General features: G+C 70.3%; 18 protein-coding genes, 1 other RNA gene and 1 pseudogene. 11 read left to right on the top strand and 9 right to left on the bottom strand.

The features are described from left to right. Positions 1-7: 7 nt before the first annotated feature. Positions 8-781 (bottom strand): ABC transporter ATP-binding protein, encoded by a 774-nt coding sequence (locus AB0D12_RS31335; RefSeq protein WP_327323936.1) that lies wholly within the window; start codon positions 779-781, stop codon positions 8-10. Then, complete coding sequence (locus tag AB0D12_RS31330) at positions 774-1,694, bottom strand: ABC transporter permease (RefSeq protein WP_362690311.1); 921 nt, start codon at positions 1,692-1,694, stop codon at positions 774-776. Before AB0D12_RS31330 ends, AB0D12_RS31335 begins: the two co-directional genes overlap by 8 nt. 198 nt (positions 1,695-1,892) lie before the next feature. Here AB0D12_RS31330 and AB0D12_RS31325 point away from each other — a divergent pair, with 198 nt between their 5' ends. After that, positions 1,893-2,498 carry a TetR/AcrR family transcriptional regulator gene (locus tag AB0D12_RS31325; protein ID WP_362690216.1) on the top strand — a complete coding sequence of 202 codons (606 nt, stop codon included), beginning with the start codon at positions 1,893-1,895 and terminating at the stop codon, positions 2,496-2,498. A gap of 562 nt (positions 2,499-3,060) precedes the next feature. Here the strand turns inward: AB0D12_RS31325 and AB0D12_RS31320 are convergent. The 4 genes from AB0D12_RS31320 to AB0D12_RS31305 form a co-directional block, all read right to left on the bottom strand. Continuing rightward, positions 3,061-3,942: a carbohydrate ABC transporter permease gene (locus AB0D12_RS31320; RefSeq protein ID WP_362690213.1), complete on the bottom strand. Its 882-nt coding sequence runs from the start codon at positions 3,940-3,942 to the stop codon at positions 3,061-3,063. Continuing rightward, positions 3,939-5,288: a sugar ABC transporter permease gene (locus tag AB0D12_RS31315; RefSeq protein WP_362690210.1), complete on the bottom strand. Its 1,350-nt coding sequence runs from the start codon at positions 5,286-5,288 to the stop codon at positions 3,939-3,941. The genes AB0D12_RS31320 and AB0D12_RS31315 overlap by 4 nt, the downstream gene beginning before the upstream one ends. A 5-nt stretch (positions 5,289-5,293) precedes the next feature. Beyond that, positions 5,294-6,655 carry an extracellular solute-binding protein gene (locus AB0D12_RS31310; RefSeq protein ID WP_362690207.1) on the bottom strand — a complete coding sequence of 454 codons (1,362 nt, stop codon included), beginning with the start codon at positions 6,653-6,655 and terminating at the stop codon, positions 5,294-5,296. A 148-nt stretch (positions 6,656-6,803) separates the two neighbouring features. Beyond that, positions 6,804-10,397, bottom strand: a complete 3,594-nt coding sequence (locus AB0D12_RS31305) for an FHA domain-containing protein (protein ID WP_362690204.1) — start codon at positions 10,395-10,397, stop codon at positions 6,804-6,806. A gap of 469 nt (positions 10,398-10,866) precedes the next feature. Between AB0D12_RS31305 and AB0D12_RS31300 the strand changes: the two genes are divergently transcribed. The 4 genes from AB0D12_RS31300 to AB0D12_RS31285 all read left to right on the top strand — a co-directional run bounded on the left by AB0D12_RS31300 (position 10,867) and on the right by AB0D12_RS31285 (position 16,071). Next, positions 10,867-12,501, top strand: a complete 1,635-nt coding sequence (locus AB0D12_RS31300) for a serine/threonine-protein kinase (RefSeq protein ID WP_362690201.1) — start codon at positions 10,867-10,869, stop codon at positions 12,499-12,501. A gap of 222 nt (positions 12,502-12,723) precedes the next feature. Next, positions 12,724-13,995, top strand: coding sequence for a serine/threonine-protein kinase (locus AB0D12_RS31295; RefSeq protein ID WP_362690198.1), 1,272 nt, complete (start codon positions 12,724-12,726; stop codon positions 13,993-13,995). A 38-nt stretch (positions 13,996-14,033) separates the two neighbouring features. Next, positions 14,034-15,143, top strand: coding sequence for a peptide chain release factor 2 (gene prfB, locus AB0D12_RS31290; RefSeq protein WP_362690195.1), 1,110 nt, complete (start codon positions 14,034-14,036; stop codon positions 15,141-15,143). Positions 15,144-15,411: 268 nt separating this feature from the next. Further along, on the top strand, positions 15,412-16,071 hold the full coding sequence (locus AB0D12_RS31285) for a hypothetical protein (protein ID WP_362690192.1): 660 nt from the start codon (positions 15,412-15,414) through the stop codon (positions 16,069-16,071). A gap of 76 nt (positions 16,072-16,147) precedes the next feature. Here the strand turns inward: AB0D12_RS31285 and AB0D12_RS31280 are convergent, their stop codons facing one another. Next, positions 16,148-16,342: a hypothetical protein gene (locus AB0D12_RS31280; RefSeq protein ID WP_362690189.1), complete on the bottom strand. Its 195-nt coding sequence runs from the start codon at positions 16,340-16,342 to the stop codon at positions 16,148-16,150. Between the two features lie 250 nt (positions 16,343-16,592). Here AB0D12_RS31280 and ftsE point away from each other — a divergent pair, with 250 nt between their 5' ends. The 5 genes from ftsE to ssrA all read left to right on the top strand — a co-directional run bounded on the left by ftsE (position 16,593) and on the right by ssrA (position 20,448). Next, complete coding sequence (gene ftsE, locus AB0D12_RS31275; protein ID WP_266475950.1) at positions 16,593-17,282, top strand: cell division ATP-binding protein FtsE; 690 nt, start codon at positions 16,593-16,595, stop codon at positions 17,280-17,282. 32 nt (positions 17,283-17,314) lie between these two features. Further along, positions 17,315-18,232, top strand: coding sequence for a permease-like cell division protein FtsX (ftsX, locus tag AB0D12_RS31270; protein WP_362690186.1), 918 nt, complete (start codon positions 17,315-17,317; stop codon positions 18,230-18,232). Positions 18,233-18,299: 67 nt separating this feature from the next. Continuing rightward, entirely contained in the window at positions 18,300-19,457 is a 1,158-nt protein-coding gene (locus tag AB0D12_RS31265; protein ID WP_362690183.1) for a S41 family peptidase, read from the top strand. A gap of 18 nt (positions 19,458-19,475) precedes the next feature. After that, positions 19,476-19,955 carry an SsrA-binding protein SmpB gene (smpB, locus tag AB0D12_RS31260; RefSeq protein WP_362690180.1) on the top strand — a complete coding sequence of 160 codons (480 nt, stop codon included), beginning with the start codon at positions 19,476-19,478 and terminating at the stop codon, positions 19,953-19,955. A 108-nt stretch (positions 19,956-20,063) separates the two neighbouring features. After that, positions 20,064-20,448, top strand: a transfer-messenger RNA (tmRNA) gene (gene ssrA / locus AB0D12_RS31255). A 123-nt stretch (positions 20,449-20,571) separates the two neighbouring features. Here the strand turns inward: ssrA and AB0D12_RS31250 are convergent. Next, positions 20,572-20,997 carry a hypothetical protein gene (locus tag AB0D12_RS31250; RefSeq protein WP_362690177.1) on the bottom strand — a complete coding sequence of 142 codons (426 nt, stop codon included), beginning with the start codon at positions 20,995-20,997 and terminating at the stop codon, positions 20,572-20,574. Positions 20,998-21,088: 91 nt separating this feature from the next. Beyond that, positions 21,089-22,264: pseudogene (locus AB0D12_RS31245) on the bottom strand (MFS transporter); the annotation flags it as partial. A 326-nt stretch (positions 22,265-22,590) separates the two neighbouring features. Between AB0D12_RS31245 and AB0D12_RS31240 the strand changes: the two are divergent. Then, entirely contained in the window at positions 22,591-23,544 is a 954-nt protein-coding gene (locus AB0D12_RS31240; protein ID WP_362690308.1) for a LysR family transcriptional regulator, read from the top strand. Positions 23,545-23,693 lie beyond the last annotated feature (149 nt).

Genomic DNA, 23,693 nt, shown 5'->3' with positions numbered 1-23,693 from the left:
TTAGGGGCTATTTCTTGGGGCTGGTGAACTCGTTGTACGCGGCGACGACGTCCTTCACGGGGCCGTCCATCCGCAACGTCCCGGCCTCCAGCCAGATCGCGCGGTCGCACGTCTCGGAAATCGTGCCGATGCTGTGGCTGACCAGGAAGACCGTGCCGGCCTCCTCGCGCAGCTCGTTGATGCGCTCCTGGCTGCGCCGCTGGAAGCGGGCGTCGCCGGTGGACAGAGCCTCGTCGATCAGCAGCACGTCGTGGCTCTTCGCCGCGGCGATCGAGAACCGCAGCCGGGCGCCCATGCCGGAGGAGTACGTACGCATCGGCAGCGTGATGAAGTCGCCCTTCTCGTTGATCCCCGAGAAGTCGACGATGTCGTCGTAGCGGTCGCGGATCTGCTCGCGGGTCATGCCCATCGCGAGTCCGCCGAGGATGACATTGCGCTCGCCGGTCAGATCGCCCATGAGTGCCGCGTTCACGCCGAGCAGCGAGGGCTGGCCCTGGGTGAAGACCCTGCCCTTGGACGGCGGCTGCAGGCCCGCGATGGCCTTGAGCAGGGTCGACTTGCCCGAGCCGTTGGAGCCGATCAGGCCGATCGCCTCGCCCTTGTACGCGGCGAAGCTGACCCCCTTGACGGCGTGCACCTCGCGAACGCCGGGTGCGCCCTTGCGGGAGACGATCCGGCTGAGGGCGGTGGTGGCGCTGCCCTTGCCGGTGCGGACGCCGTTCACCTTGTACGTGATGTGGACGCCGTCGACGACGACGGTGGGAATCCTGGAGTCAGCCACGGCCGTACTCCTCCTCTGCCTTCCAGAAGTACAGGAATCCGCCGGCCCCGAAGAGCACTGCCCAGAAGAGGGCCACGGCCCACACGTGCGGGGGGAGTTGGGCGGCGGTGAAGCTGTCGATGAGCGCGAAGCGCATGAGGTCGATGTAGACGGCGGCCGGGTTGCACTGCAGCGCCAGCTTGACGGTGTGCGGCACCTTGTCGTGGCTGAGCACCTTGTCGATCGACCACATCACGCCGGAGACGTACATCCAGGTGCGCAGGATGAACGGCATCAGCTGGGCGATGTCCGGGGTCTTGCTGGCCAGCCGCGCCATGATCATCGAAATGCCGGTGTTGAACACGGCCTGCAGGGTCAGTGCCGGGATCGCGAGCAGCCAGCCGACCTGGGGAAGCTGCCCGAAGCAGACCAGGATGGCGAGCAGCGCGCCGAGCGAGAAGAGCAGCTGCTGGAGCTGCTGGAGCGCGATGGCGATGGGCAGGCTCGCGCGGGGGAAGTGCAGGGCGCGTACGAGGCCGATGTTGCCGGAGATCGCGCGGGTGCCGGCCATGATTGAGTTGGCCGTGAAGGTCCAGATGAACACGCCGGTGACGAGGAACGGGATGAAGTCGGGCACGTGCTTACTGGTGTCGAGCAGCATGCCGAAGATGAAGTAGTAGACCGCCGCGTTCAGCAGCGGGGTCATGACCTGCCAGATCTGGCCCAGCTTGGCCTGGCTGTACTGGGCGGTCAGCCGTGCGGTGGCGAAGGCGACGATGAAGTGGCGGCGGGACCAGAGCTGGTCGATGTAGGAGCGCAGGGTGGGGCGGGCGCCGCTGATGGTCAGACCGTGGCGGGCGGCGAGCGCGGCGAGGTCGGACGGGCCGTCCGGGGCGGATTCGCTCGGGTCTGGATGCGGCTCTGGCCGGCCGATCGTCTGGCTGCTCACGGTGCTCGCTTTCGACAGGCGCGGAGGCAGGGGCACGGGTGGGGTACGTCGGGCGCGGGCGTTGGCGGCGCCCGCGATGGGAGTGGCCCAGCGATGGGACGGACCCGTATCGTCGCTACGACGAGAGTAGGACGGAGTGACGTCGCAACGCAACCGTTTCGTCGTCCCGGTATGCTCCTGTGCATGACCACGGATCCGGGAACACCACGTCGCGCGCCGGCGGGAGCCGCAGTGCTCCGGGAGGACGTGACCCACGCCATCCGCGCCGCCGTCTTCGAGGAACTGGCCGCGGTCGGCTTCGCGCGGATGTCGATCGAGGGGATCGCGCGGCGGGCGGGCGTCGGCAAGACGGCGGTCTACCGGCGCTGGAAGTCGAAGCTGTCGCTGGTGCTGGACCTGGTCTCGGTGTTCGCGGCGCAGGGGCTGCCGGCGCCGGCGACGGGTTCGCTGTACGGCGATGTACGGGCGCTGCTCGAGGTGGCGTCGCACGCCCTGCGCCACCCGGTGGCCTCGCAGGTCATCCCGGACCTGCTGGTGGAGGCGGCGCGCCACCCGGAGATCTCGGACGCGATCAAGGCGGCGTTGCTGGACAGCCAGCAGGGCGTGGCGGCGATGGTGGTACGGGACGCGGTCGCACGGGGCGAACTCCCCGAATCGACGGACCCGGACAAGGCGCTGGACCTGATTGTGGGGCCGCTGTACTGGCGGCTGGTGGTGGTGCGGACGGGGCTGCCGAAGGGGTACCTGGACGAGCTGGCGCGGGGGGCGGTGGCGGCGCTCCGGTCGTGACCGGCGCGGTGCGGTGGCGGCGCTCCGGTCGTGACCGGGGGTTGTTCCCCTCCCCGCCCCTTCCCGAACCGGGGGCAGGCTCCCGGGCCCCGGGGGTAGGTGAGGGGGCGCACCCCACGCCTCCGGGCGGCAGCTTCGCGCCGAGCGTTCGGCGGGCCCGGCGCTTGCTTCGCGGCGCAGCCGGGCGCGGCCCTGTCCTCGGTGAAGTGGCACACCGCCGCGCCCCCCGGTGACCGCTTCCCGGCCGGACCGGGTTTGCCCGGTACCGCGCGAGGTGGGGGTGCCGTCACGTGGCGGGTGGTCGGTTTGCGGCGGGGACCCGGGTGGTCTCGGGCTTGGCGAGATGGGGGTGCAGCCTCTTGCGCCGGGGCCCGATTGTGCCGGGGGGCCGTCTGGAGCCGCGCGCGGGACCGGCTGGCCGGCCGCGGCCAAGTGGCTGCAGGCCTGCCGCCACTACGGCCTCGCTTGCGGCGTGGCCCGGTCCCCCGCCGGCGGGGGACCGGGCGCCAACAGTTCGCACCGGGCCGGCCCCGACACCGCTCAACTACTCATCCACGCCCGCTCACTTGACCGCTCCCGCCATGACTCCCGTCACGAACTGCCGCTGGAACGCGAAGAACACCGCCAGCGGGATGATCATCGAGACGAAGGCGCCGGGCGCCAGGACGTCGATGTTGTTGCCGAACTGCCTTACCTGGCGCTGGAGTGCCACCGTGATCGGCGCGCTCTCGGAGTCCGCGAAGATCAGCGCCACCAGCATGTCGTTCCACACCCACAGGAACTGGAAGATCCCCAGCGAGGCGATCGCCGGGCCGCCCAGTGGCATCACGACGCGCGTGAACAGCCGTAGCTCGCCCGCTCCGTCGAGCCGCGCCGCCTCCAGCAGTTCTCTCGGGATCTCCGCGAAGAAGTTCCGCAGCAGGAAGATCGCGAACGGCAGACCGAACGCGACATGGAAGATGATCACGCCGATCGTCGTCTCGAAGATGCCGATCTGGCCGAACAGCTTGGAGACCGGCACCAGCGCGACCTGGACCGGGACCACGAGGAGGCCGACGACCACCATGAACCACCAGTCGCGGCCGGGGAATTCCATCCAGGCGAAGGCGTATCCGGCGAGCGAGCCGATCACCACGACCAGAACCGTGGCAGGGACGGTGATCAGCACCGTGGACAGCAGCGAATCGGTGATCGCCGTGTTGTCGAGGAGCCGCGAATAGTTCTCGGTGGTCAGCTGTGCCGGGGCCGAGAACACCTTCCACCAGCCGCTCTCACTGATGTCCGTCGCGTCGCGCAGCGACGACAGCAACAGCCCGAACGTCGGCATCAGCCAGAACAGGCCCACCAGGATGAGAAACACCCGCGTCACGCCACCGCCGGCGCCTGCCGCGATACGCGCCGGGAGTGACTGCTTGGCCTTCACCACACCGTCGGTCGTGGTCATCGGCGGCTCTCCCTTCGCATCCTGCGGATGTTGAACAGCATCACCGGGATCACCAGCAGCAGCAGGAGTACGGAGATGGCACTGCCCAGCCCCACGTTCGAATCCGTACCGAACGACGAGCGGTACAGCTGGAGAGCGAGGACGTTCGCGTCGTCCTGGGCCGAGCCCGGCGCGATGATGAAGACCAGGTCGAAGATCTTCAGCACATTGATCATCAGGGTGACCAGGACGACCGCGAGTACCGGCGCCAGCAGCGGCACCGTGATCTTGCGGAAGACCTGCCATTCGTTCGCGCCGTCCACCCGCGCCGCTTCGAGGAGTTCACGCGGCACGCTCGCCAGGCCCGCCGCGATCAGCACCATCGCGAAGCCCGCCCACATCCAGACGTAACTGCCGATGATCGCCGGGGTGACGAGCGAGGGGCCGAGCCAGTTGACGCCGTTGTACGGCTCCCGGAAGTTGTCGGCGGGCAGCCGGAGTTGAGCGCCCTCGGCGGACGCGGGCAGGCTGAACGTACCGTCCGCTCCGGCCCGTGCCGATGCGACGACCTTGCCGTCCTTGACCGCCTCCACCTTGATGCCCTTGAGGCCGAGCTCCTTGGCGTCGATGGCGTTGGGCTTGCCGCCGCCGCCCTTGGTGAAGTCCAGCCAGGCGGTTCCGGTGATCTTTCCGTCGTCCGGCTGCGCCGCCCTCGCGGGCTTGGCGTCGGAGGGCATCTTGTCGGGCGCGACACCGACCAGCGGGAGCTGGACCTGTTTGCCCGCGGTGGCCGGCTCCTTGGTGACGAAGGACCCGCCCGGACCTGCCTCGAGCGGATGGACGGCCAGCGGACGCGCCTTGGGGAATCCGGCCGACTCGGCGAAGGTGTCATGGACGCCCACCCACACCGCGTTGGCGACACCGCGGTCCGGGTCCTGCTCGTAAACCAGCCGGAAGATGATGCCCGCGGCGAGCATCGAGATCGCCATCGGCATGAAGACGATCAGCTTGAAGGCTGTGCCCCAGCGGACCCGCTCGGTGAGCACGGCGAAGATCAGACCGAGCGCCGTCGAGACGGTCGGCGCGACCACCACCCAGATCACATTGTTCTTGACCGCGGTGAGGATGGTGTCCTCGGTGAATATCTCCTTGTAGTTGTCGATCCCGGCGAACCCGCTGCCGGACTGGTCGAAGAAGGACCGGTAGACCGAGTACCCGATCGGGTAGACCACGAGCGCGCCCAGCAGCACCAGTGCGGGCAGCAGAAAGCCGACCGCGATGATCTTAGGTGTGCCTGTCACGCTCTTGCGCTTGTCGGCGGGGGGCGTCGGACGTACGGAGCCCCTCGCGGTCGCCGCAGTTGTCACCCGATTCAGCTCTTGTACGCCTTGGCCGCGTCCGACTCCAGCTTCTGCTGGGTCCCGGCGACGTTCTTCGGGTTCTTCAGAAAGTCCTGGAGTGCTTTCCACTCGCCCTTGCCGGGCGTACCGCCGAACGACTGCGGCATCTGGTCCGACATGTCGAAGCGGAATGTGTCGCCCGCCGCGATCAGCGCCTTGGCGATATCGCGCTGCACATCATTGGGGTACGCGGAGATGTCGAGCGACTTGTTCGGTGAGATGAACCCGCCCGACTCGGCCCAGATCTTCGCGGCGTCCGGGGAGGCCAGGAAGGTCAGCAGCGCCTGCGCGCCCTTGGAGTCCTTCAGCGCCACGGCCGCATCGCCGCCGGTCACCACCGGAGGCTCGGCGCCCACCGCGGGGAACGGGAACACCTTCGCGTCCGTACCGATCTTGGCGTCGGTCTGCGCGATGTTGACCGAGACGAAGTCGCCCTCGAAGACCATCGCGCCCTTGGGCTGCTCACCGCCGGTGAAGGTCTGGGTGACCGACGCCGGGAACTCCGTCTGGAGCGCGCCGTCGGCGCCGCCCGCGATCAGGTTCGGCTTGCCGAAGAGCTCGCCGAGCGTGGTCAGCGCGGTCTTCACGGACGGATCGGTCCACTTGATCTGGTGCTTGGCCAGCTGGTCGTACTTCTGGGGTCCCGCCTGGGAGAGATAGATGTTCTCGAACCAGTCGGTGAGTGTCCAGCCGTCCGCGCCGCCGACCGAGACCGGGGTGACACCGGAGGCGGAGATCGTCTCGGCCGTCGACAGGAACTCCTTCCAGGTCTTCGGCTCGCTCGCGCCCGCGTTCTCGAAGGCCTTGGCGTTGTACCAGACCAAGGACTTGCTGGCGGCCTTGAAGTAGACGCCGTACTGCGTGCCGCCGACCGCGCCGAGATCCTGCCAGCCCTTGGTGAAGTTCTTCGCCAGCTCCGCCTTGGCCTCGGCGCCCAGCGGCTTGACCCATTTGCGCTGTACGGCCTGCTGGAGCGCGCCGACCTGCTGGAGGAGTGCCACATCCGGGGGCTGACCGCCGGCGATCTTCGTACCGAGGTAGTTGAGCATCGCGTCCTGGGTGGGGACGAAGGTGACGGAAGCCCCGGTGCGCTTCTCGAACTCCTTGAGGACCTTGGTGAAGTTCTCCTGCTCGGGGCCGGTCCAGACGGCCACGACCTCGATCTTCTCGCCGCTCAGCTTGGGCAGTTGGACGGTCGCCGCGGACTCCTTGCCCTTGCCCTCGCCCGGTTTCGCCTTGTTGTCGTCCTTGTTGTCGCCGCAACCGGCGAGTGCGAGAGCACCGATGGCGGCGAACACCACTGCGGTCCTGCCCGTGCGAAGAGTTGTGCGCATCACTGCCCCGTCTCTCCCGTGCCCTGTCCCGTGCCGACAGGTGTACGCCCGGTACTGGAGGGCCGCAATACCGCACCAGGCGTCAACCAGCCTTTTGTGATGGCCTTGTGACGTGATGTCAGGTCAAAGGGCGGGTCTGTGCTGTCGCTCAGGGGCGGGCCGGATTCAGCGGCGGAACCGGAGTCGCGTCCACTGATCGTGCAGCTCGCTCCAGGGCACTGGCCAGAAGTGCCAAGTCCGTTGGCCCATTGCCCAGTTCACGAACGGGCCGACGGGTCGGCGGGTCACCCATCCGCTCCCACTCGAGCGGCACCACAGTGGGACGCAAGGTCGCCGTACGCGGAATGCGTCCCGTCACCCGGCCGCTCTGGAACGGTGTCACCCGGCCGTCCGGATGCCCGAGCCTGCCTCGACCGGGGGCAGGATCGTCCGGCCCCGGCGCGGCGGGCGGCGCATCCAGCACGACACGCAGCCGCGCACCCTGTGCCAACTCGGTGTCGGCCGTACGGTCGGGGCGCGCGGACGTCGCTATCAGATGTACGCCGAGCCGCTCGCCGTCCCGGGCCACGGTTTCCAGGGCCCGTACGACCGAACCGGCCGCGGGCCGCCCGGGGCTGCCGAGCGCCGGTGCGACCAGCGCGTCGAAGTCGTCCACCAGCACGACGAGCCGCGGGAGCGGAGGCGGACCCTCGGCCTTCGTACGGGCCCCGGGGCGCAGCCGGAGCGTGCCGCTGGCGGGGGAGTCGAGGTCACCGCGCTGCTCGGCGGCGCTCGGCGGGCGCTGGCCCACCATCCGGTCGGCCACCTCGTGCTGGGCGTGCCACTCGGCGAAACCGACGCTGCCCAGCAGCTCGGACCGCCGCTTCAGCTCGGCCCCGAGCGCCTGCGCGAACGCTCGCATCCGGACCGGGTCCGAGGCCACCAGGTGCTCGGTGACATGGGGCAGTTCGGTACAGGCGGCCAGTCCTTCGCCGCGCTCGCCGCCGGCTCCGTCGACCAGCAGCAGCCCGAGCCGGTCCGGGCGTCCCGCGGCGGCCAGCGAGGCCGCGACGGAGCGCAGCAGCTCAGTGCGGCCGCTGCCCGCCGGGCCTTCGATCAGCAGATGCGGGCCCTCTTCGGTGAGATCGACGGTGAGCGGGCCGCGCGGACCCGCGCCGAGCACAGCGGTGCCGTCGCCCGCCGATGCCCAGCGCGCCATCAGAGATGCGGGGGTGGCGCGGGCGAGACCCAGCTCGTCCAGCAGCCGTGCGGAACGCGGCAGCGCCGCGACCCGGTCGAGGTGTGTGCCGGTGCCCTCGGCGCGCAGCGGCGCGACGGCGCGCCCGAAGCGCTCCGCCCATGGCGCCGAGACTGCGTCCACCGCGCCGACCGTGCCGTGCCCCACGGGCTGCCCGCCGGCCGTACGCATCAGCCGCAGCGCGGTCGCCACATCGCCGCTGAGCAGGGCGACCGCCCCGCACTCGCGGAAGGCGACCGAGGCCGCGCACGCCGCCTCGTAGGTCGCGGCGACGGGTGAGAGCGGCGAGGCGGCCGGAGTCTCGGCCAGACAGATCAGATGGATCCCGGCGGCGGGTCCGGCGCCGGCCAGCCTCGCCGTCGTCTCGCGCAGCGCGGCCGATCCGGGGTCCCCGTCGATGATGACGACGGTACGCGCGCCTTCGTACCGCGCGGCGGCTTCGGTGACGGCCCTGCGCTCGGCGCTCGGCCAGCCCGGGCCGAGCGGCCCGTCGTCCAGGCGGCGGGTGAGTTCGGCACTGCGGGCGGTGGCCTGGTCCCGGTCGTAGGCGAGGAGCAGTCGGCAGTCCTGGCCGTGCGCGGGCCGCAGATGCGGCAGCCAGCCGAGCCAGGCCCACTCGCTCTTGCGCTCCTCGAGGCTCCGCGACCGGTCCGTGGAGATCAGCACGATCTCCAGATCGACAGGCGAATGCAGCGCTGCGAGCTGCGCCACGGCGGACCTGGCAAGACCGGCCAGCCGCGCCCTGGGCCCGGCGAGCCCGAGCGAACCGGCCTCGCGCAGGCCGACGGTCACCGGCACGGCAGGCAGCTCGGCCCGGTCGGTGGTGCCGAGGCGGAGCACAAGGGACTCGGGATGCCCCGCTCCCCGCTCCCAGAGCCGGGGGCCGGGGCCGAGCGCGGTGAGCAGCACCGCGGCCGGATCGGGCCAGCTCTCGACGGCGCGCGTCGCGGCACTGCGTGGTCCGGGCTGCGGCGGGAGCCCCGGGACAGGCTCCTCCCGGCCTCCGGCGAGCCGCCGTGCCCAGGCTCCTATACCGCGTCTGCGGGGGGTGGCGCCGTCGGGCAGGCTGGTGCCGCGGAAGGGGGCGGCTTGGCGCGGCGGGCCGCTGGGAGCTGCGGGGCTGTGGGCCTCGGCCGGTTCGGGGACCTCGTGGGTCTCGTCCGCCCTGGAGTGCATGGCGTCGCCGTGGGCGCTGCCGTCCGGGCCGTATGTGCCGTATGTATAAAGCGTCTCGGCACCGCCGCGCCCGGCGCTCGTCGGGGCCGAGGGAGCGGTGGGGTCGTACTCGAAGGGCACACGGCGCTGATCGCCTGCCTGGGGGGCTTCGCGGGGGCCCGAAGCGTGGGGAGCCCGGTTGGCGGACCCGGGACTGCCCGGATCCGCACCGCGCGCGCCCGAGCCACCGTGCCCGGAAGTGCCCGATCCGGAACCGCCCGGAGCCGATGCGTCGGGGCCGTAGCCGCCGGTGCGGGAGCCGGTGCCGGAACCGGCGTCGTCCCGGCGGGCCCACCTGGGAACCGGTCGGCGATGTCCGGGGTCGGCCGGACCGGAGCTGCCGAGGCCCGAGCCGCCCGGCCCGAAACCGCCAGGAGCTGATCCGCCGGAATCGGAGCCGCCGGGGCCTGACCTGCCGGGACCGTCGTCCCCCGGACCGATTCCGCCCGGTGCGGCCCCGCCCGGAGCCGATCCGCCCCGATCCGACCCGCCAGGAACGAACGCCCCCGCCGCGGCTCCACCGGGACCGGAACCACCGGGACCGGAACGGGCTCCACCGGGACCGGAGCCACCGGGACCGGACCCGCCCGGACCAGCCCCGTCCGCCCGGGTCACCCGCAGATGCCCCTCGCCGTCCGGCGCCGTCGGCAGCGCAGGCGTCCGGTCGCACGGGGTGACCCGGAGCGTCGACTCGCCCAGTCGCAGCAGCGCGCCCGCGGGCAGCCTGACCGGGCGGGCACTCAGGGCCGCGCCGTCCAGCGTGGTGCCGTTCGTCGAGCCGAGGTCGGCGACCGTCACCCGCCCGTCCTCGGCGACCGTGACCGCGCAGTGCAGCCGCGAGACGTCCGGGTCGTCCAGCGGTACGTCCGCCTCGGCGGAGCGGCCGATCCTGATCTGGCCGCCGTGCAGCAGATGGACCCCGCCCGCGTCGGGACCGGCGACCACATGGAGCTGGGCCGAGGCGTCCGCCCCGGGAGACTCGTCCTCACCGGGGACCTGAAGGGAGAGCACCGCGCCGTCCACCAGCGGCGGCTCGCCCAGCGTGCGCCGCTGCGCGTCGAGCCGCTCCTGGCCCGCGTACAGCACGACGGAACCCGAGACATCGGGGCCGGAGACGGCCGCCGCGAGGCCGGAGGCCACGGCGGCCAGCGCCGTCCCGGCGGGCGCGGTGATCAGCACGTCGCAGGCGTGTCCCGCGGCATGTCCCGCCGGGGCGTGTCCCACGGAGGCATGCCCCGCGGTCGCGGATCGGCCGCTGCGCGGCGCGAGGACAGTCAGCCGGATCTGCATCGCCGTCAGCAATCCCTTCTGCGCGGGGTGCCCGGCAGGGGAGCCGCCATGTGATCGCCCCCACCCGGCAGGTCGGCACGCGCCACAGGGCTCCCGCCCCCACGACTCCGTGCTGAGGGCATCTTCGCACCTGCCACTGACAACACGCCCGGGGACCACCAGTACGTGATCTTGATTGGTCGGCTCTGGGCGTAAAAATGCCTGGTTGGGATCTGATCCGGAACATGCGTGACGTTCGCGGCACGGCTCTTCGGCAACCATCCGTACGATGCCCGCGTCTTCCTTTCGAACACGACCAGCGGTCCATCAGGAGGGGATGCGCAGGAGGAAGTCGGGCAGACGACCGGCCGGTGCCGTGTCCGGCGGCACTAAAGTGGGTCGGACACCCGGGCGGGCCACCGCGCCTCCGAGCAAGGCCCACAGTGGCCCGGGACCACGCAAGGACCACGATCAGCAGGGAGCGCATGACGTGCGGCCGGTAGGCAGCAAGTACCTGCTCGAGGAGCCCCTCGGGCGCGGCGCCACGGGCACCGTCTGGCGAGCCAGCCAGCGGGAGACCGCGGGCGCCGAGGCGGCCGTCGCGGGCCAGCCCGGCGAGACCGTCGCGATCAAGGTCCTCAAGGAGGAGCTTGCGAACGACGCGGACGTGGTGATGCGCTTCCTGCGCGAGCGCTCCGTCCTGCTCCGCCTCACCCACCCGAACATCGTGCGCACCAGGGACCTGGTCGTCGAAGGGGATCTCCTCGCCCTCGTCATGGACCTCGTCGACGGCCCCGACCTGCACCGCTACCTCCGCGAGAACGGCCCGCTCAGCCCGGTCGCCGCCTCGCTGATGACCGCCCAGATCGCGGACGCGCTCGCCGCAAGCCACGCGGACGGCGTCGTCCACCGCGACCTCAAGCCCGCGAACGTACTCCTCAAGACCGACACCGACGGCCAGATGCACCCGATGCTGACCGACTTCGGCATCGCGCGCCTCGCGGACTCCCCGGGCCTGACCCGTACGCACGAGTTCGTCGGCACGCCCGCGTATGTCGCGCCGGAGTCGGCCGAGGGCCGTCCGCAGACCTCCGCCGTCGACATCTACGGCGCGGGCATCCTGCTGTACGAACTGGTCACAGGCAGGCCCCCGTTCGCGGGCGGCACAGCCCTCGAGGTGCTCCACCGCCACCTCAGCGAGGAGCCCCGCCGCCCCACCACCGTCCCCGAGCCGCTGTGGACGGTCATAGAGCGCTGCCTGCGCAAGGAGCCGGCCCAGCGGCCCAGCGCCGAGAACCTCGCCCGTGGACTGCGTACCGTCGCGGCCGGAGTCGGCGTGCACTCCACGCCCGCGCAGGTCGACGCCGCGCTCGGGGTCGCCGCGCTGCTCGCGCCCGACCCTTCGCCCGCTCAGGTGCCCGGGGCGCCGGGTGCGGCAGACCCGACGCAGGTCCTGCCGAGCAACGCGGGGTCGTACGACCCCAACGCCGCGACCAGCTTCCTGCCGCACACCGGCGCCCCGCAGTCCGGACCCCCGCAGAGTGGCGACCCGACCACGGTGATGCCGCCCGTACCGCCGGGTCAGCCGCGTCCGGAGGACCCGCACCCCTGGCAGTCCCAGCTGCAGGCGGCCCGCGATCGCAACGAGCAGACACAGGTCCAGTACCTCGACCCGAGTCAGGACCCGCTGCGCCGGCGGCCGCAGCGCCAGCAGCAGAGGCCCCCGCAGCAGCCGCCGCGGCAACCGCAGCAGTACGCGCCGCAGCCTCAGCAGCAGCGCCCTCAGCAGCGTCCTCAGCAACAGCGCCCGCCGCAGCCTCAGCAGTACGCGCCGCCCCAGCAGCCCGCGCCGCGCCAGCCGAGGCAGCCGCGCCAGCCCAACCCCAACCGCATGAGGATCCCGGGACTCGGCTGCCTCAAGGGCTGCCTCTTCACCGTCCTGATTCTCGTCGGCGCGGGCTGGCTGGCGTGGGAGCTGTTCCTCCAGGACTGGGTCTCCCAGGGCCAGAGCTACTGGGACGCGATCGGCGACGGCATCTCGAAGGTGACGAAGTGGATCTCGAATCTCGGCGGCTCGGACCCGGGTTCTGGAGGCACCGGCAACGGCTCGGGCGCCGGACAGTAGTGACTCAGTAGCTTTGTCGACTTCTGCGGGGTGATTTCCCCCGCAGAAGTGAAGGTTGGCGCCATCCGGGGCACACAGCCCCCCGATGCCCGCGTACGTTACTCAGGTGCGCCTCGCGTGTCGCCGTCCGCCACGGTGCCCGGCCTTCTTTTCGGGCCGGGGGTCCGGGGGTCGTCCCCCGGGTAGACACAGCGGGCAACGCCAGCCGCTGAGGGAGCAGTCTTGGCACGGAATATCGGCAGCCGGTACACGGCCCACCAGATCCTGGGGCGGGGCAGCGCCGGCACGGTGTGGCTCGGCGAGGGACCCGAAGGGCCCGTCGCCATCAAGCTGTTGCGCGAGGACCTGGCCTCGGACCAGGAGCTCGTCGGGCGCTTCGTCCAGGAGCGGACGGCCCTGCTCGGACTCGACCACCCCAAGGTCGTCGGCGTCCGCGACCTCGTCGTCGACGGCAACGACCTCGCGCTCGTCATGGACCTCGTCCGCGGCACCGATCTGCGCACCCGCCTCGACCGGGAGCGCCGCCTCGCCCCCGAAGCGGCGGTCGCGATCATCGCGGACGTCGCCGACGGCCTCGCCGCGGCCCATGCCGCCGGAGTGGTCCACCGCGACGTCAAGCCTGAGAACATCCTCCTCGACATGGAGGGCCCGCTCGGCCCTGCCGGTTCGCACCCGGCGCTGCTCACCGACTTCGGCGTCGCCAAGCTGATCGACACCCCGCGCCGCACCAAGGCACTGCGCCCTTCGGCGGGACACGTCCCGAACCCGTCGGGCATCATCGGCACCCCCGACTACATCGCCCCCGAGATCGTCGAGGGCCTGCCGCCGCGGGCCGCGGTCGACATCTACGCCCTCGCCACCGTCCTGTACGAGCTCCTCGCGGGCTTCACACCCTTCGGCGGCGGCCACCCCGGCGCGGTCCTGCGCCGCCATGTCACCGAGACCGTGGTCCCGCTTCCGGGCATCCCCGACGAGCTGTGGCAGCTCATCGTCCAGTGCCTGGCCAAGGCCCCCGCGTCCCGCCTTCGCGCCTCCGAACTGGCCACCCGCCTCCACGACCTGCTCCCGCTCCTCGCGGGCATGCCGCCGCTGGATGTCGACGAGCCGGATGCCGAGCCGCCCTCGGAGCCGTACGCGGAGGTGACTCCGGCCACCCCCGACGAGCCCCGCCGCCGCGGCGCCGTCCCGCTCGTCCCCGGCGCCGCCCCCGCGGACTCCAACCGCGACACCCACACCTCGATGCGGGTCCCGGCCCCGGACGAGCTGGCAGGCGGCGCCCGCGGCACGGCCCGCGCCCCCCGTACTCCCGGCCAACGCCGCCCGGGCTCGGCCCGCCACAAGTCGGACGCGGTCCGCAAGCGCCGCATCACGCTGGGGGCGGCGGCACTGGTGCTGGCCGCGGTGGTGGGTGTCGGAGGCTGGCTGGCCGCGAGCGACGGCGATACGGAAGCGCCGCCGCAGGACTCGAAGCAGTCGGCACCCTCCGAGCCCTAGCGGGTCGGGCCGCCGCGCCCAGCCGTTACGCTGGGGGCGTGGCAGTCGTCGATGTATCCGAAGAGCTGAAGTCCCTCTCCTCGACCATGGGGTCGATCGAGGCCGTCCTGGACCTCGACAGGATGAGGGCAGACATCGCTGTGCTCGAGGAGCAGGCCGCGGCACCGTCCCTCTGGGACGACCCCGAGGCGGCGCAGAAGATCACCAGCAAGCTCTCGCACCTCCAGGCCGAGCTCCGCAAGACCGAGGCGCTCCGTGGGCGGATCGACGACCTCGGCGTGCTCTTCGAGCTCGCCGAGGACGAGGACGACGCGGACGCCCAGGCCGAGGCGGAGTCCGAGCTCGCCGCGGTCCGCAAGGCGCTGGACGAGATGGAAGTCCGTACGCTCCTGTCCGGCGAGTACGACGAGCGCGAGGCGCTGGTCAACATCCGCGCCGAGGCCGGAGGCGTCGACGCCTCCGACTTCGCCGAGCGCCTGCAGCGTATGTATCTGCGCTGGGCTGAGCGCCACGGCTACTCCAGCGAGATCTACGAGACGTCGTACGCGGAAGAGGCCGGCATCAAGTCGACCACCTTCGTCGTGCGGGCGCCGTACGCCTACGGCACGCTCTCCGTCGAGCAGGGCACGCACCGCCTGGTGCGCATCTCGCCCTTCGACAACCAGGGCCGCCGCCAGACGTCGTTCGCCGGCGTCGAGGTGCTGCCGGTCGTCGAGCAGAGCGACCATGTCGAGATCGACGAGTCCGAACTGCGCGTGGACGTCTACCGCGCCTCCGGCCCCGGTGGCCAGGGCGTCAATACGACGGACTCCGCCGTGCGCATCACGCACATCCCGACCGGCATCGTCGTCTCCTGCCAGAACGAGCGCTCCCAGATCCAGAACAAGGCGAGCGCGATGAACGTCCTCCAGGCCAAGCTTCTTGAGCGCCGCCGCCAGGAGGAGCAGGCCCTCATGGACTCCCTCGGCAAGAGCGACGGCGGCAACTCCTGGGGTAACCAGATGCGTTCGTACGTCCTGCACCCGTACCAGATGGTCAAGGACCTGCGTACGGAGTTCGAAGTGGGCAACCCCCAGTCGGTACTTGACGGCGAGATCGACGGCTTCCTCGAAGCAGGAATTCGCTGGCGCAAGCAGCAGGAGAAGTAAAGGACGCTTTGTCGACAAGGGAACTGCCGCCTCCGAGGCGGCAGTTCCCTTTTATGTCACAGTTGCATCCCCGCAGGTCAGGCAACCTCCCTCATACCGGACATCGCACGCGCAACCGCCTTGACGCCTTACCAAATCTTGGGAAAGCTGACGCGCGGCATGCGTATCTACTGGGGCGCGTGTGAGTGGGGCCGAACGAAACAGCCCCCAACGGCAGTTGCCCCGGACGCTGCTCCATTGACGAATAGCTACTGGGGGTAGCAACCAGATGACCAAGAAGACGCGTATCCGTGTGGCGCGCATTGCCGCCGGCGCGGTGATCGCCGCCGGTGCGTCACTGACCGCCGCCGGCGCCGCTTCGGCCGTCGGTGTCGGCATCAACGTGGGTCCCCTCGAGGTGTCGGCCAACGCCGACGAGTCGGGAATCGACGCCGGTATCGGTGTCGACGCCGACCCGACGGAGATTCCGACGGACATCCCGACGGACATCCCGACGGATGTCCCCACCGACGTTCCGACCGACGTTCCGACCGATGTCCCCACGGACGTCCCGACTGACGTCCCCACGGATGTTCCGACGGACACCCCGACGGACAAGCCGACCGGTAAGCCGACGGACAAGCCGACCGGTAAGCCGACGGACAAGCCGACCGGTAAGCCGACCGGCAACCCGGGCACCGGCACCGGTGACAACGGCGACGCCGGTACCTGCACCGTCGACCTCGACGGTGCCAAGTGCGCGGACAACACCGACACCGACAGCGCCGGCTCCAAGCCGGTCGAGCAGGGCAAGGCCAAGGAGGAGCTGGCTGAGACCGGCGCCGCCGAGACCACGTTCCTGCTGATCGGTGCCGCGACGATGATCGCCGGTGGCATCGGCTTCCGTATGCTGCCGCGCCTCGTCGGTGGCGGACGCACCGTCGCCTAAGCGACACAGCACGTAAGAGCACGTAAGAGGAGGGCCCGGGGCGCTACAGCGCCCCGGGCCCTCCTCTTACGTATGTCTACGCGGTCTGGTGCGCGGCCAGCAGCGCCAGCGCCGCTATCAGCACCACCAGCAGGGTCAGCAGCGCCACCGGGTTCAGGCCGCCGAAGGGGCCCTCCTGCTGCAGCCGCTCGCGGTTCGCCCGGCATACCGGGCATCGGCCCTCGTTCACCGGGGCCGCGCAGTTGGCGCACACCAATCGGTCGTAGGTCATGCGCTCTCCTCCTCCCGCGCGCCGGAGCCGCAGGTGCGGACCGTAAGCACAGTTCTCTCCCGACAACGCTCAAGGAAATGCAACTGTTCCCCTACCACTGTGCCAGCTCCCGCGCGTTTCGGCGCGCCGCCCCGGATTACGCCCGTTCCGTTACGGGACAAAATGCGCAACCCCGCGACGTCGACTGCGAGCGCCAGTCTCCTTCGCGTAGTGTCACGCACACCTACCCCCGGCCGACCGTGGTGCACCCGTGATCCGATTCGACAACGTCTCCAAGACCTACCCCAAGCAGAGCCGCCCAGCCCTGCGCGATGTGTCGCTCGACATCGCCAAGGGGGAGTTCGTCTTCCTCGTGGGCTCGTCCGGTTCCGGAAAGTCGACCTTTCTGCGCCTTGTCCTGCGTGAGGAGCGCGCCAGCCAGGGCTTGGTGCATGTCCTCGGCAAGGACCTGGCCCGGCTGTCGAACTGGAAGGTGCCGCACATGCGCCGCCAGCTCGGCACCGTCTTCCAGGACTTCCGCCTCCTCCCCAACAAGACCGTCGCCGAGAACGTGGCGTTCGCGCAGGAGGTCATCGGCAAGCCGCGCGGTGAGATCCGCAAGGCCGTGCCCCAGGTCCTCGACCTCGTCGGCCTCGGCGGCAAGGAGGACCGGATGCCCGGTGAGCTCTCCGGTGGTGAGCAGCAGCGCGTCGCGATCGCGCGGGCCTTCGTCAACCGCCCCATGCTGCTGATCGCGGACGAGCCGACCGGAAACCTGGACCCGCAGACCTCCGTGGGCATCATGAAGCTGCTGGACCGGATCAACCGCACCGGGACCACCGTGATCATGGCGACCCACGACCAGAACATCGTCGACCAGATGCGCAAGCGCGTCATCGAGCTCGAGAAGGGCCGTCTCGTACGCGACCAGGCACGCGGCGTCTACGGCTACCAGCACTGAGCCCGTACAGACTGAAAGGCTGAAAGCTCGCCATGCGCGCCCAGTTCGTCCTGTCGGAGATCGGCGTCGGTCTCCGCCGCAATCTGACGATGACCTTCGCCGTCATCGTTTCGGTAGCCCTTTCGCTCGCCCTCTTCGGCGGTGCGCTGCTCATGCGCGAGCAGGTCAGCACGATGAAGGACTTCTGGTACGACAAGGTCAACGTCTCGATCTTCCTCTGCAACAAGAACGACGCGGCGACGTCCCCCAAGTGCGCCAAGGGCGCCGTCACCGCCCAGCAGAAGGAGCAGATCGAGGCCGATCTCAAGAAGATGGATGTCGTCGACAGCGTCCAGAAGGAGTCGGCCGACGAGGCGTACAAGCACTACCGGGAGCAGTACGGCGACACTCCCATCGCCTCCACCATCACGCCGGACCAGATGCAGGAGTCGTTCCGCGTCAAGCTGGACGATCCGGAGAAGTACAAGGTCGTCGCGACCGCCTTCGCGGGCCGGGACGGTGTGCAGTCCGTCCAGGACCAGCGCAACATCCTGGAGAACCTCTTCTCCCTCATGAACGGCATGAATGTCGCCGCGCTCTTCGTGATGGCGCTGATGCTGGTGATTGCGCTGATGCTGATCGTCAACACCGTGCGGGTGTCGGCGTTCAGCCGCCGTCGTGAAACCGGCATCATGCGACTTGTGGGAGCATCCAGCTTCTACATCCAGATGCCGTTCATCATGGAGGCCGCCTTCGCCGGTCTGCTGGGCGGTCTGGTCGCCTCCGCCATGCTGCTCGTCGGCAGGTATTTCCTGATCGACCACGGTCTGGCGCTCTCCCAGAAGATGCAGCTGGTCAACTTCATCGGCTGGGACGCGGTGGTCACCAAGCTGCCGCTGGTGATCGCGATCGGGCTGTTGATGCCCGCCATGGCCGCTTTTATCGCTTTGCGCAAGTACCTCAAGGTGTGACAAGCGCCCCGGGCGCTGTACGGCCAACGGCCGTACGGCGCCCTTTGCTTGTCCTAGAGTGGGCGCCATGCCGGGCCCGGAGTTCTGCCCTCGGCCCCGCCGCATCCGCCGCGGGGCGGCCCTGACGTTGGTCTTTGCCAGCGTGCTCGCCACCGCGGCCGCCACCGACGGTCTGCCGCGCGACGACGAGAAAACGCCCCGCCCCCTTGCCGCCCGTGCCGCTGCCGCGACCGTCGACCGCGACGACGTCGCCAGGGCCGCCGCGGAGGCGATGGCCGACGGCAAGTCCGGCACGAAAGCGGCCGAGGATGTCGTCAGCCGCAGCGGGGACCGCTGGGGCGCGGTGTACGACAAGAGCGAGTACGAGGAGTTCGAGCAGGCCCTCGACGGCGAGTACACGGGCGTCGGTCTCGGGGCCAGACGCGCTGCCGACGGGCGTGTGGAGGTTGCCAGGGTCCAGCCCGGCGGGCCCGCCGACAAGGCGGGCATCAAGGCCGGCGACCGGCTCCGTACGGTCGGCGGCATCGACGTCGACAAGCGTCCCGTCACCGAGGTCGTGGCGCTGCTGCGCGGCGGCAACCGTACGAGCGTGGTCCTGGGCCTCGAGCGTGCCGGACGGAGGTGGTCCGAGACACTGCTGCGCACCACACTGACCACCGAGGCGGTCACCGTCCGCAACCTCGCCGGCGGGGCCGTGATGATCAAGGTCGCCTCCTTCACCAAGGGCTCGGGCGCGCAGGTACGGAACGCGGTCCGGGCCGCTCCCGCCGGGGCCGGCGTCCTGCTCGATCTGCGCGGCAACGCCGGCGGCCTGGTCGCCGAGGCCGTCACCGCGGCCTCCGCCTTCCTCGACGGCGGCCTGGTCGCCACGTACGACATACGAGGCGAGCAGCGTGCTCTGTACGCGGCAGCAGGCGGTAACACCGAGCGACCGGTGGTCGCGCTCGTCGACGGCGGAACCATGAGCGCCGCCGAGCTGGTCACCGGGGCGCTGCAGGACCGCGGTCGCGCGATCACGGTGGGCTCGCGCACCTTTGGCAAGGGCTCGGTCCAGATGCCCAGCCGCCTTCCCGACGGCTCGGTCGCCGAGCTGACCGTCGGCCACTACCGCACGCCGGCGGGCCACAGCGTCGACGGCCGGGGCATCACACCGGACCTGGTGGCGGGCAAGGGGGCCGAGAAACGGGCCCAGACGGTATTGAGTGGCCTCGGGGGAGGGTCGTAGTGCGAAAATGACCGCACTATGGCAAAGGAAACAGGGCGCAAGCTGATCGCGCAGAACAAGAAGGCGCGGCACGACTACCACATCCTCGACACCTACGAGTGCGGTCTCGTGCTGACAGGTACCGAGGTGAAGTCGCTGCGCCAGGGGCGGGCCTCGCTGGTGGACGGCTTCGTCCAGATCGACGACCACGAGGCGTGGCTGCACAACGTGCATATCCCCGAGTACACCCAGGGGACGTGGACCAACCACAGCGCCCGGCGCAAGCGGAAGCTGCTGATGCACCGCGCCGAGATCGACAAGCTCGCGTCGAAGACGCAGGAGACGGGGCACACGATCGTGCCCCTCGTGCTGTACTTCAAGGACGGCCGGGCCAAGGTCGAGATCGCGCTGGCGAAGGGCAAGAAGGAGTACGACAAGCGGCAGACGCTGCGGGAGAAGCAGGACCGGCGGGAGACTGACCGCGTGATCTCGGCGGCGAAGCGGCGTCAGCGGGCCTGAGCCGTGGGCGCGGGGGAATATGCTGGCACGGTCGTGCGTTGGTCACGTACGATGGCAACTGCCCCTCACGGGGTGTGCACCACCAGCACCACCTTGAAAAATAAACATGGGGATGATCGGTTTCGACAGCGGATGTCGAAGCAGGGGAAGCGAGCCGAGGAAGCGGCAATGATCTCGTAAACCATATGTCGCAACCAATAATCGCCACTTCCAAGAGCGATTCCCGCGCCTTCGCGCTCGCTGCCTAATTAGCAGCTAGCGAAGGCCTTCGGGTGTCAGCCCGGGGCTGTTCCCGACCCGGATCCTGGCATCAGCTAGGGAACTAAACCTCTAAGCCCGGTCACGGGGCGTAGAGGGAAATCAAACAGTGACTGAGCCCGTCGGAGACTTGTTCGCGTGATCTCCGGGGCTGAGAAAATCGCAGCGAACTGCGCTCGGAGAAGCCCTGTTTCTGCACCGTTGGACGCGGGTTCGATTCCCGCCATCTCCACAATTCCCATGTGAGGCGAAGGCCCGGCTGCTACGGCAGCCGGGCCTTTGTCGTGTCGTACGGCGTGTGCACAGGCGTGTGCTCAGGCGTGTGCACTGCCGTGTACGCCGACGTGCCTGCCGCGGCTCAGGCCGCCGGCTGGTGGCCGCCGGTCAGCAGTCCGAGCAGGTGGTCCATCTCGGTGCGCCAGATGCGGTGCACATTCATCCGGGTCGGCTGCGGCTGCCCGGGCAGCTGGAAGCGGAACGAGCTCCAGATGGCGTTGCGCTTGACGTCACCGATCATTCCGACGACTTCGGCCGGCTGAAGTGCGAAAGCGATCTCCTGCGGGCGATTGCTCATTCGGCCCGCCTTGTGGACGACCACGGCCTGCTCGGTCACGGTGATGAAGTAGTACGTCAGAAACGCCTGGCCTATGAGGCCGAGCATGCTCATCAGCCACACACTGGGGCCTGCGATGGCCTGGATGGTGACGACAGGCCGGTCGGCCGGATTGGCCTGTGCGATGGCGGCTGCCACCTGCTGCTGGATGGTTGCCTTCTTGATGGCCATGGGCCCTCCCCTGAACGGAACGCAGGCCCCCGCTTCGGGGGCGGTGCAGCGTATCGCCCTGTCCGCGGCGGTATCCGCCCGGGGGCTGGGGTCAGGGCCGCCGGGCGGATACCGCCGCGGACAGCAGCAGCGCGACCGCGGCCGCCGAGAGAGGCACCACGTATCCGTACGGTGCGCTCGCGTGCTCCACCGTCCAGCCGCCCGTCGCCGAGCCGGCCGCTATGCCGCCGAGCAGCGCGGTGACCGCGAGCGTCATGCCCTCGTTCAACTGGCCCTCCGGGGTGAGGCGTTGCACCTGCGTCATGCCGGTGACCATGGTCGGGGCCGTGGCCATCCCGGCCAGGAGCAGCGCGCCGGCCAGCGTGAGCAGCGAGCCGGTGGCGGCGGCGAGCAGCGGCAGCGACATCAGCGCCGTCATCGCGGCGATGCAGGTCAGCAGGCGGCGTGGAAGGCTGCGGGCGGGGCGTACGGAGCCGTAGAGCAGGCCGGCCGCGCACGATCCGGCCGCCTGGAGCGCGAGCACCGCGCCCGCGGCGCTCGCATGCCCGCGGTCGTCCGCGAACGCGATCGTCACGACCTCCATGGAGCCGAAGACCGTTCCCGTGGCGAGGAAGACGGCGAGCATCGCGGGCATTCCCGGCGTACGGAGGGGAGATCCGGCGTGCGTCGAGCGCGCGGACACCGGAGGTTCGGTGGAGCGCTGGGCCGCGAAGATCAGTACGCCCGTCAGCAGCAGGACCGCACCGGTCAGCGTGCCCGCCTCGGGGAAGAGCGCGGAGCACAGGAACACCCCGAGCACCGGGCCGAGCATGAAGCACAGCTCGTCGGCGGCCTGCTCGAAGGAGTTCGCGGTGTGCAGCGCGGCCGCGTCGCCCTTGTGGAGATGGGCCCAGCGGGCGCGGGACATGCCGCCGGTGTTGGGGGTGCTGGCGGTCGCGGCGTACGCGGCGAAGAGGGTCCAGTCGGGTGCGCCGAAGCGTACGCACAGCAGCAGCGCGAGAGAGCCGAGAGCGGCGAGCGCGGTGGCGGGCACGGCGATACGGGCCTGCCCGTACCGGTCCACGAGCCGCGCGGTCCACGGCGCGACCAGCGCGGTGGCGGCGAGGCCGGTCGCGGTGACGGCTCCGGCGAGGGCGTACGAGCCACGTGACCCGGCGATCATGATGACGGCGCTCACGCTGAACATGCCCATGGGGAGGCGGGCGATGAGGTTGCCGGCGGTGAAGGCGCGGGCGCCGGGGGTCGCGAAGAGCCGGGCGTAGGGGTTCTGCCGCGGGGTCCGGGTGGCGCCCCGCGGGTCGAAGAGCCGGAGGCAGGGCGCGAGGCGGGACTTTTCCGCTACCCGCCCCTTCCCGTAACCGGGGCTCCGCCCCGGGCCCCGCGCCTCAAACGCCGACGGGGCTTGATCTTCCGCCGGACGGGCTGAATCTTTCAGCCCGTCCGGCGATTGAGGACTGGGGGTCCGGGGACGAAGCCCCGGGTTACGGGATTGCGGCATGGGGCAACCCTCGCCGCGGCGCTCCCGCCGCGTCCAACACCTGCTCGGCACCCATTGACGCACCCACGTTGTAAATTCACCGCGTGCCCCAGGACATGGACCCCCGGCTGCTCCGCGCCTTCATCGCCGTTGCCGACGAGCTGCACTTCACCCGTGCCGCTGCCCGGCTGTATGTCGCGCAGCAGGCCCTCAGCCGCGATATCCGGCGGCTGGAACGGGAGTTGGGCGTCGAGCTGTTCGTACGGACCACCCGCCAGGTGACCCTCACGGCCGACGGCGAGCGGCTGCTGCCGTACGCAAGGCGGGTGCTTCAGGCTCAGGACGATCTGCTGGCCGCCGCCTCGGGCGCGTCCCGGCCGCTCCTCGTCGACCTCAACGGCGAGGGCATGGCGTCCGGCCGGGTGCTGGCGCGGGCCCGTGAACTCGCCCCGGAGTGCGAGCTGATGGCCCGCTTCGAGAGCGGGCTGACCGGCGCCGCCGCCGAGATCGTCGCCGGTCGGCTCGATGTGTCCTTCGGGCGGTTCGCCGGGCTCGAGCCCGGCATACGGGCGCTCCTGTCCCACCAGCCCGTGCGGTACGAGCGGATGGCTGTACTGCTGCCGCACGACCACCCCCTCGCCACAACGCCCCGGATCCCGTTGAACGCTCTGGCGGGCGAGACCGTATATGCCGGTGCGGGCAATCCGCGCACGTTGGAGTGGACGGATCTGGCGCGGCGGCTGTTCGCGGGACGAGGGATCGCGATCGCGCCGCCCGCGCCCGTGGCGATCGGCGCAGAGGAGTTCCGGAGGGTGATGGCCAAGACGCGTAACCCGGTCCTGGCTGTCGTGGACTTTCCGGCCATGCCGGACACCGTGCTGCGCCCGATCGTCGACCCCGTACCGCTGTCACCGCTCTCGCTGGTGTGGCGCAAAGGATCGCGCCACCCCGGAGTGGACGCGCTTCGAGCGGCGGCCGCCGAACTCGCCGCGCAAGAAGGATGGCTGGAATGGGACCCATCCGGATGGTTGCCGGAATGTGACATGTCGCTGATGTGTGACAACAACTGACACAAGGGCACGAGTGTCATCGGTGTGCGCTACATTCTTGGTCCGGGTGCATGGGGTAGGGGCGTTCGGATTGGGTGGGGACCCGGTCCGGCGAACACTGGTCAGTCGTATGCGCGCTCGTATTTCAGCCAGGTGGGGGTGTGTGTACA

It is taken from the genome of Streptomyces sp. NPDC048479 (assembly GCF_040651435.1).
Classification (GTDB): Bacteria; Actinomycetota; Actinomycetes; order Streptomycetales; family Streptomycetaceae; genus Streptomyces.
Note: the sequence above shows the minus strand (reverse complement) of the source record. Positions and strands in the feature narration are given on the sequence as shown.

What these genes read in the sequence shown, in the direction of transcription:
- AB0D12_RS31325 (WP_362690216.1), top strand. Translation starts at nt 1,893, where the DNA reads ATGACCACGGATCCGGGAACACCACGTCGCGCGCCGGCGGGAGCCGCA.
- ftsX (WP_362690186.1), top strand. Translation starts at nt 17,315, where the DNA reads ATGCGCGCCCAGTTCGTCCTGTCGGAGATCGGCGTCGGTCTCCGCCGC.
- AB0D12_RS31265 (WP_362690183.1), top strand. Translation starts at nt 18,300, where the DNA reads ATGCCGGGCCCGGAGTTCTGCCCTCGGCCCCGCCGCATCCGCCGCGGG.
- AB0D12_RS31285 (WP_362690192.1), top strand. Translation starts at nt 15,412, where the DNA reads ATGACCAAGAAGACGCGTATCCGTGTGGCGCGCATTGCCGCCGGCGCG.
- smpB (WP_362690180.1), top strand. Translation starts at nt 19,476, where the DNA reads ATGGCAAAGGAAACAGGGCGCAAGCTGATCGCGCAGAACAAGAAGGCG.
- AB0D12_RS31280 (WP_362690189.1), bottom strand. Translation starts at nt 16,342, where the DNA reads ATGACCTACGACCGATTGGTGTGCGCCAACTGCGCGGCCCCGGTGAAC.
- AB0D12_RS31240 (WP_362690308.1), top strand. Translation starts at nt 22,591, where the DNA reads ATGGACCCCCGGCTGCTCCGCGCCTTCATCGCCGTTGCCGACGAGCTG.
- AB0D12_RS31305 (WP_362690204.1), bottom strand. Translation starts at nt 10,397, where the DNA reads ATGCAGATCCGGCTGACTGTCCTCGCGCCGCGCAGCGGCCGATCCGCG.
- AB0D12_RS31250 (WP_362690177.1), bottom strand. Translation starts at nt 20,997, where the DNA reads ATGGCCATCAAGAAGGCAACCATCCAGCAGCAGGTGGCAGCCGCCATC.
- AB0D12_RS31320 (WP_362690213.1), bottom strand. Translation starts at nt 3,942, where the DNA reads ATGACCACGACCGACGGTGTGGTGAAGGCCAAGCAGTCACTCCCGGCG.
- AB0D12_RS31310 (WP_362690207.1), bottom strand. Translation starts at nt 6,655, where the DNA reads ATGCGCACAACTCTTCGCACGGGCAGGACCGCAGTGGTGTTCGCCGCC.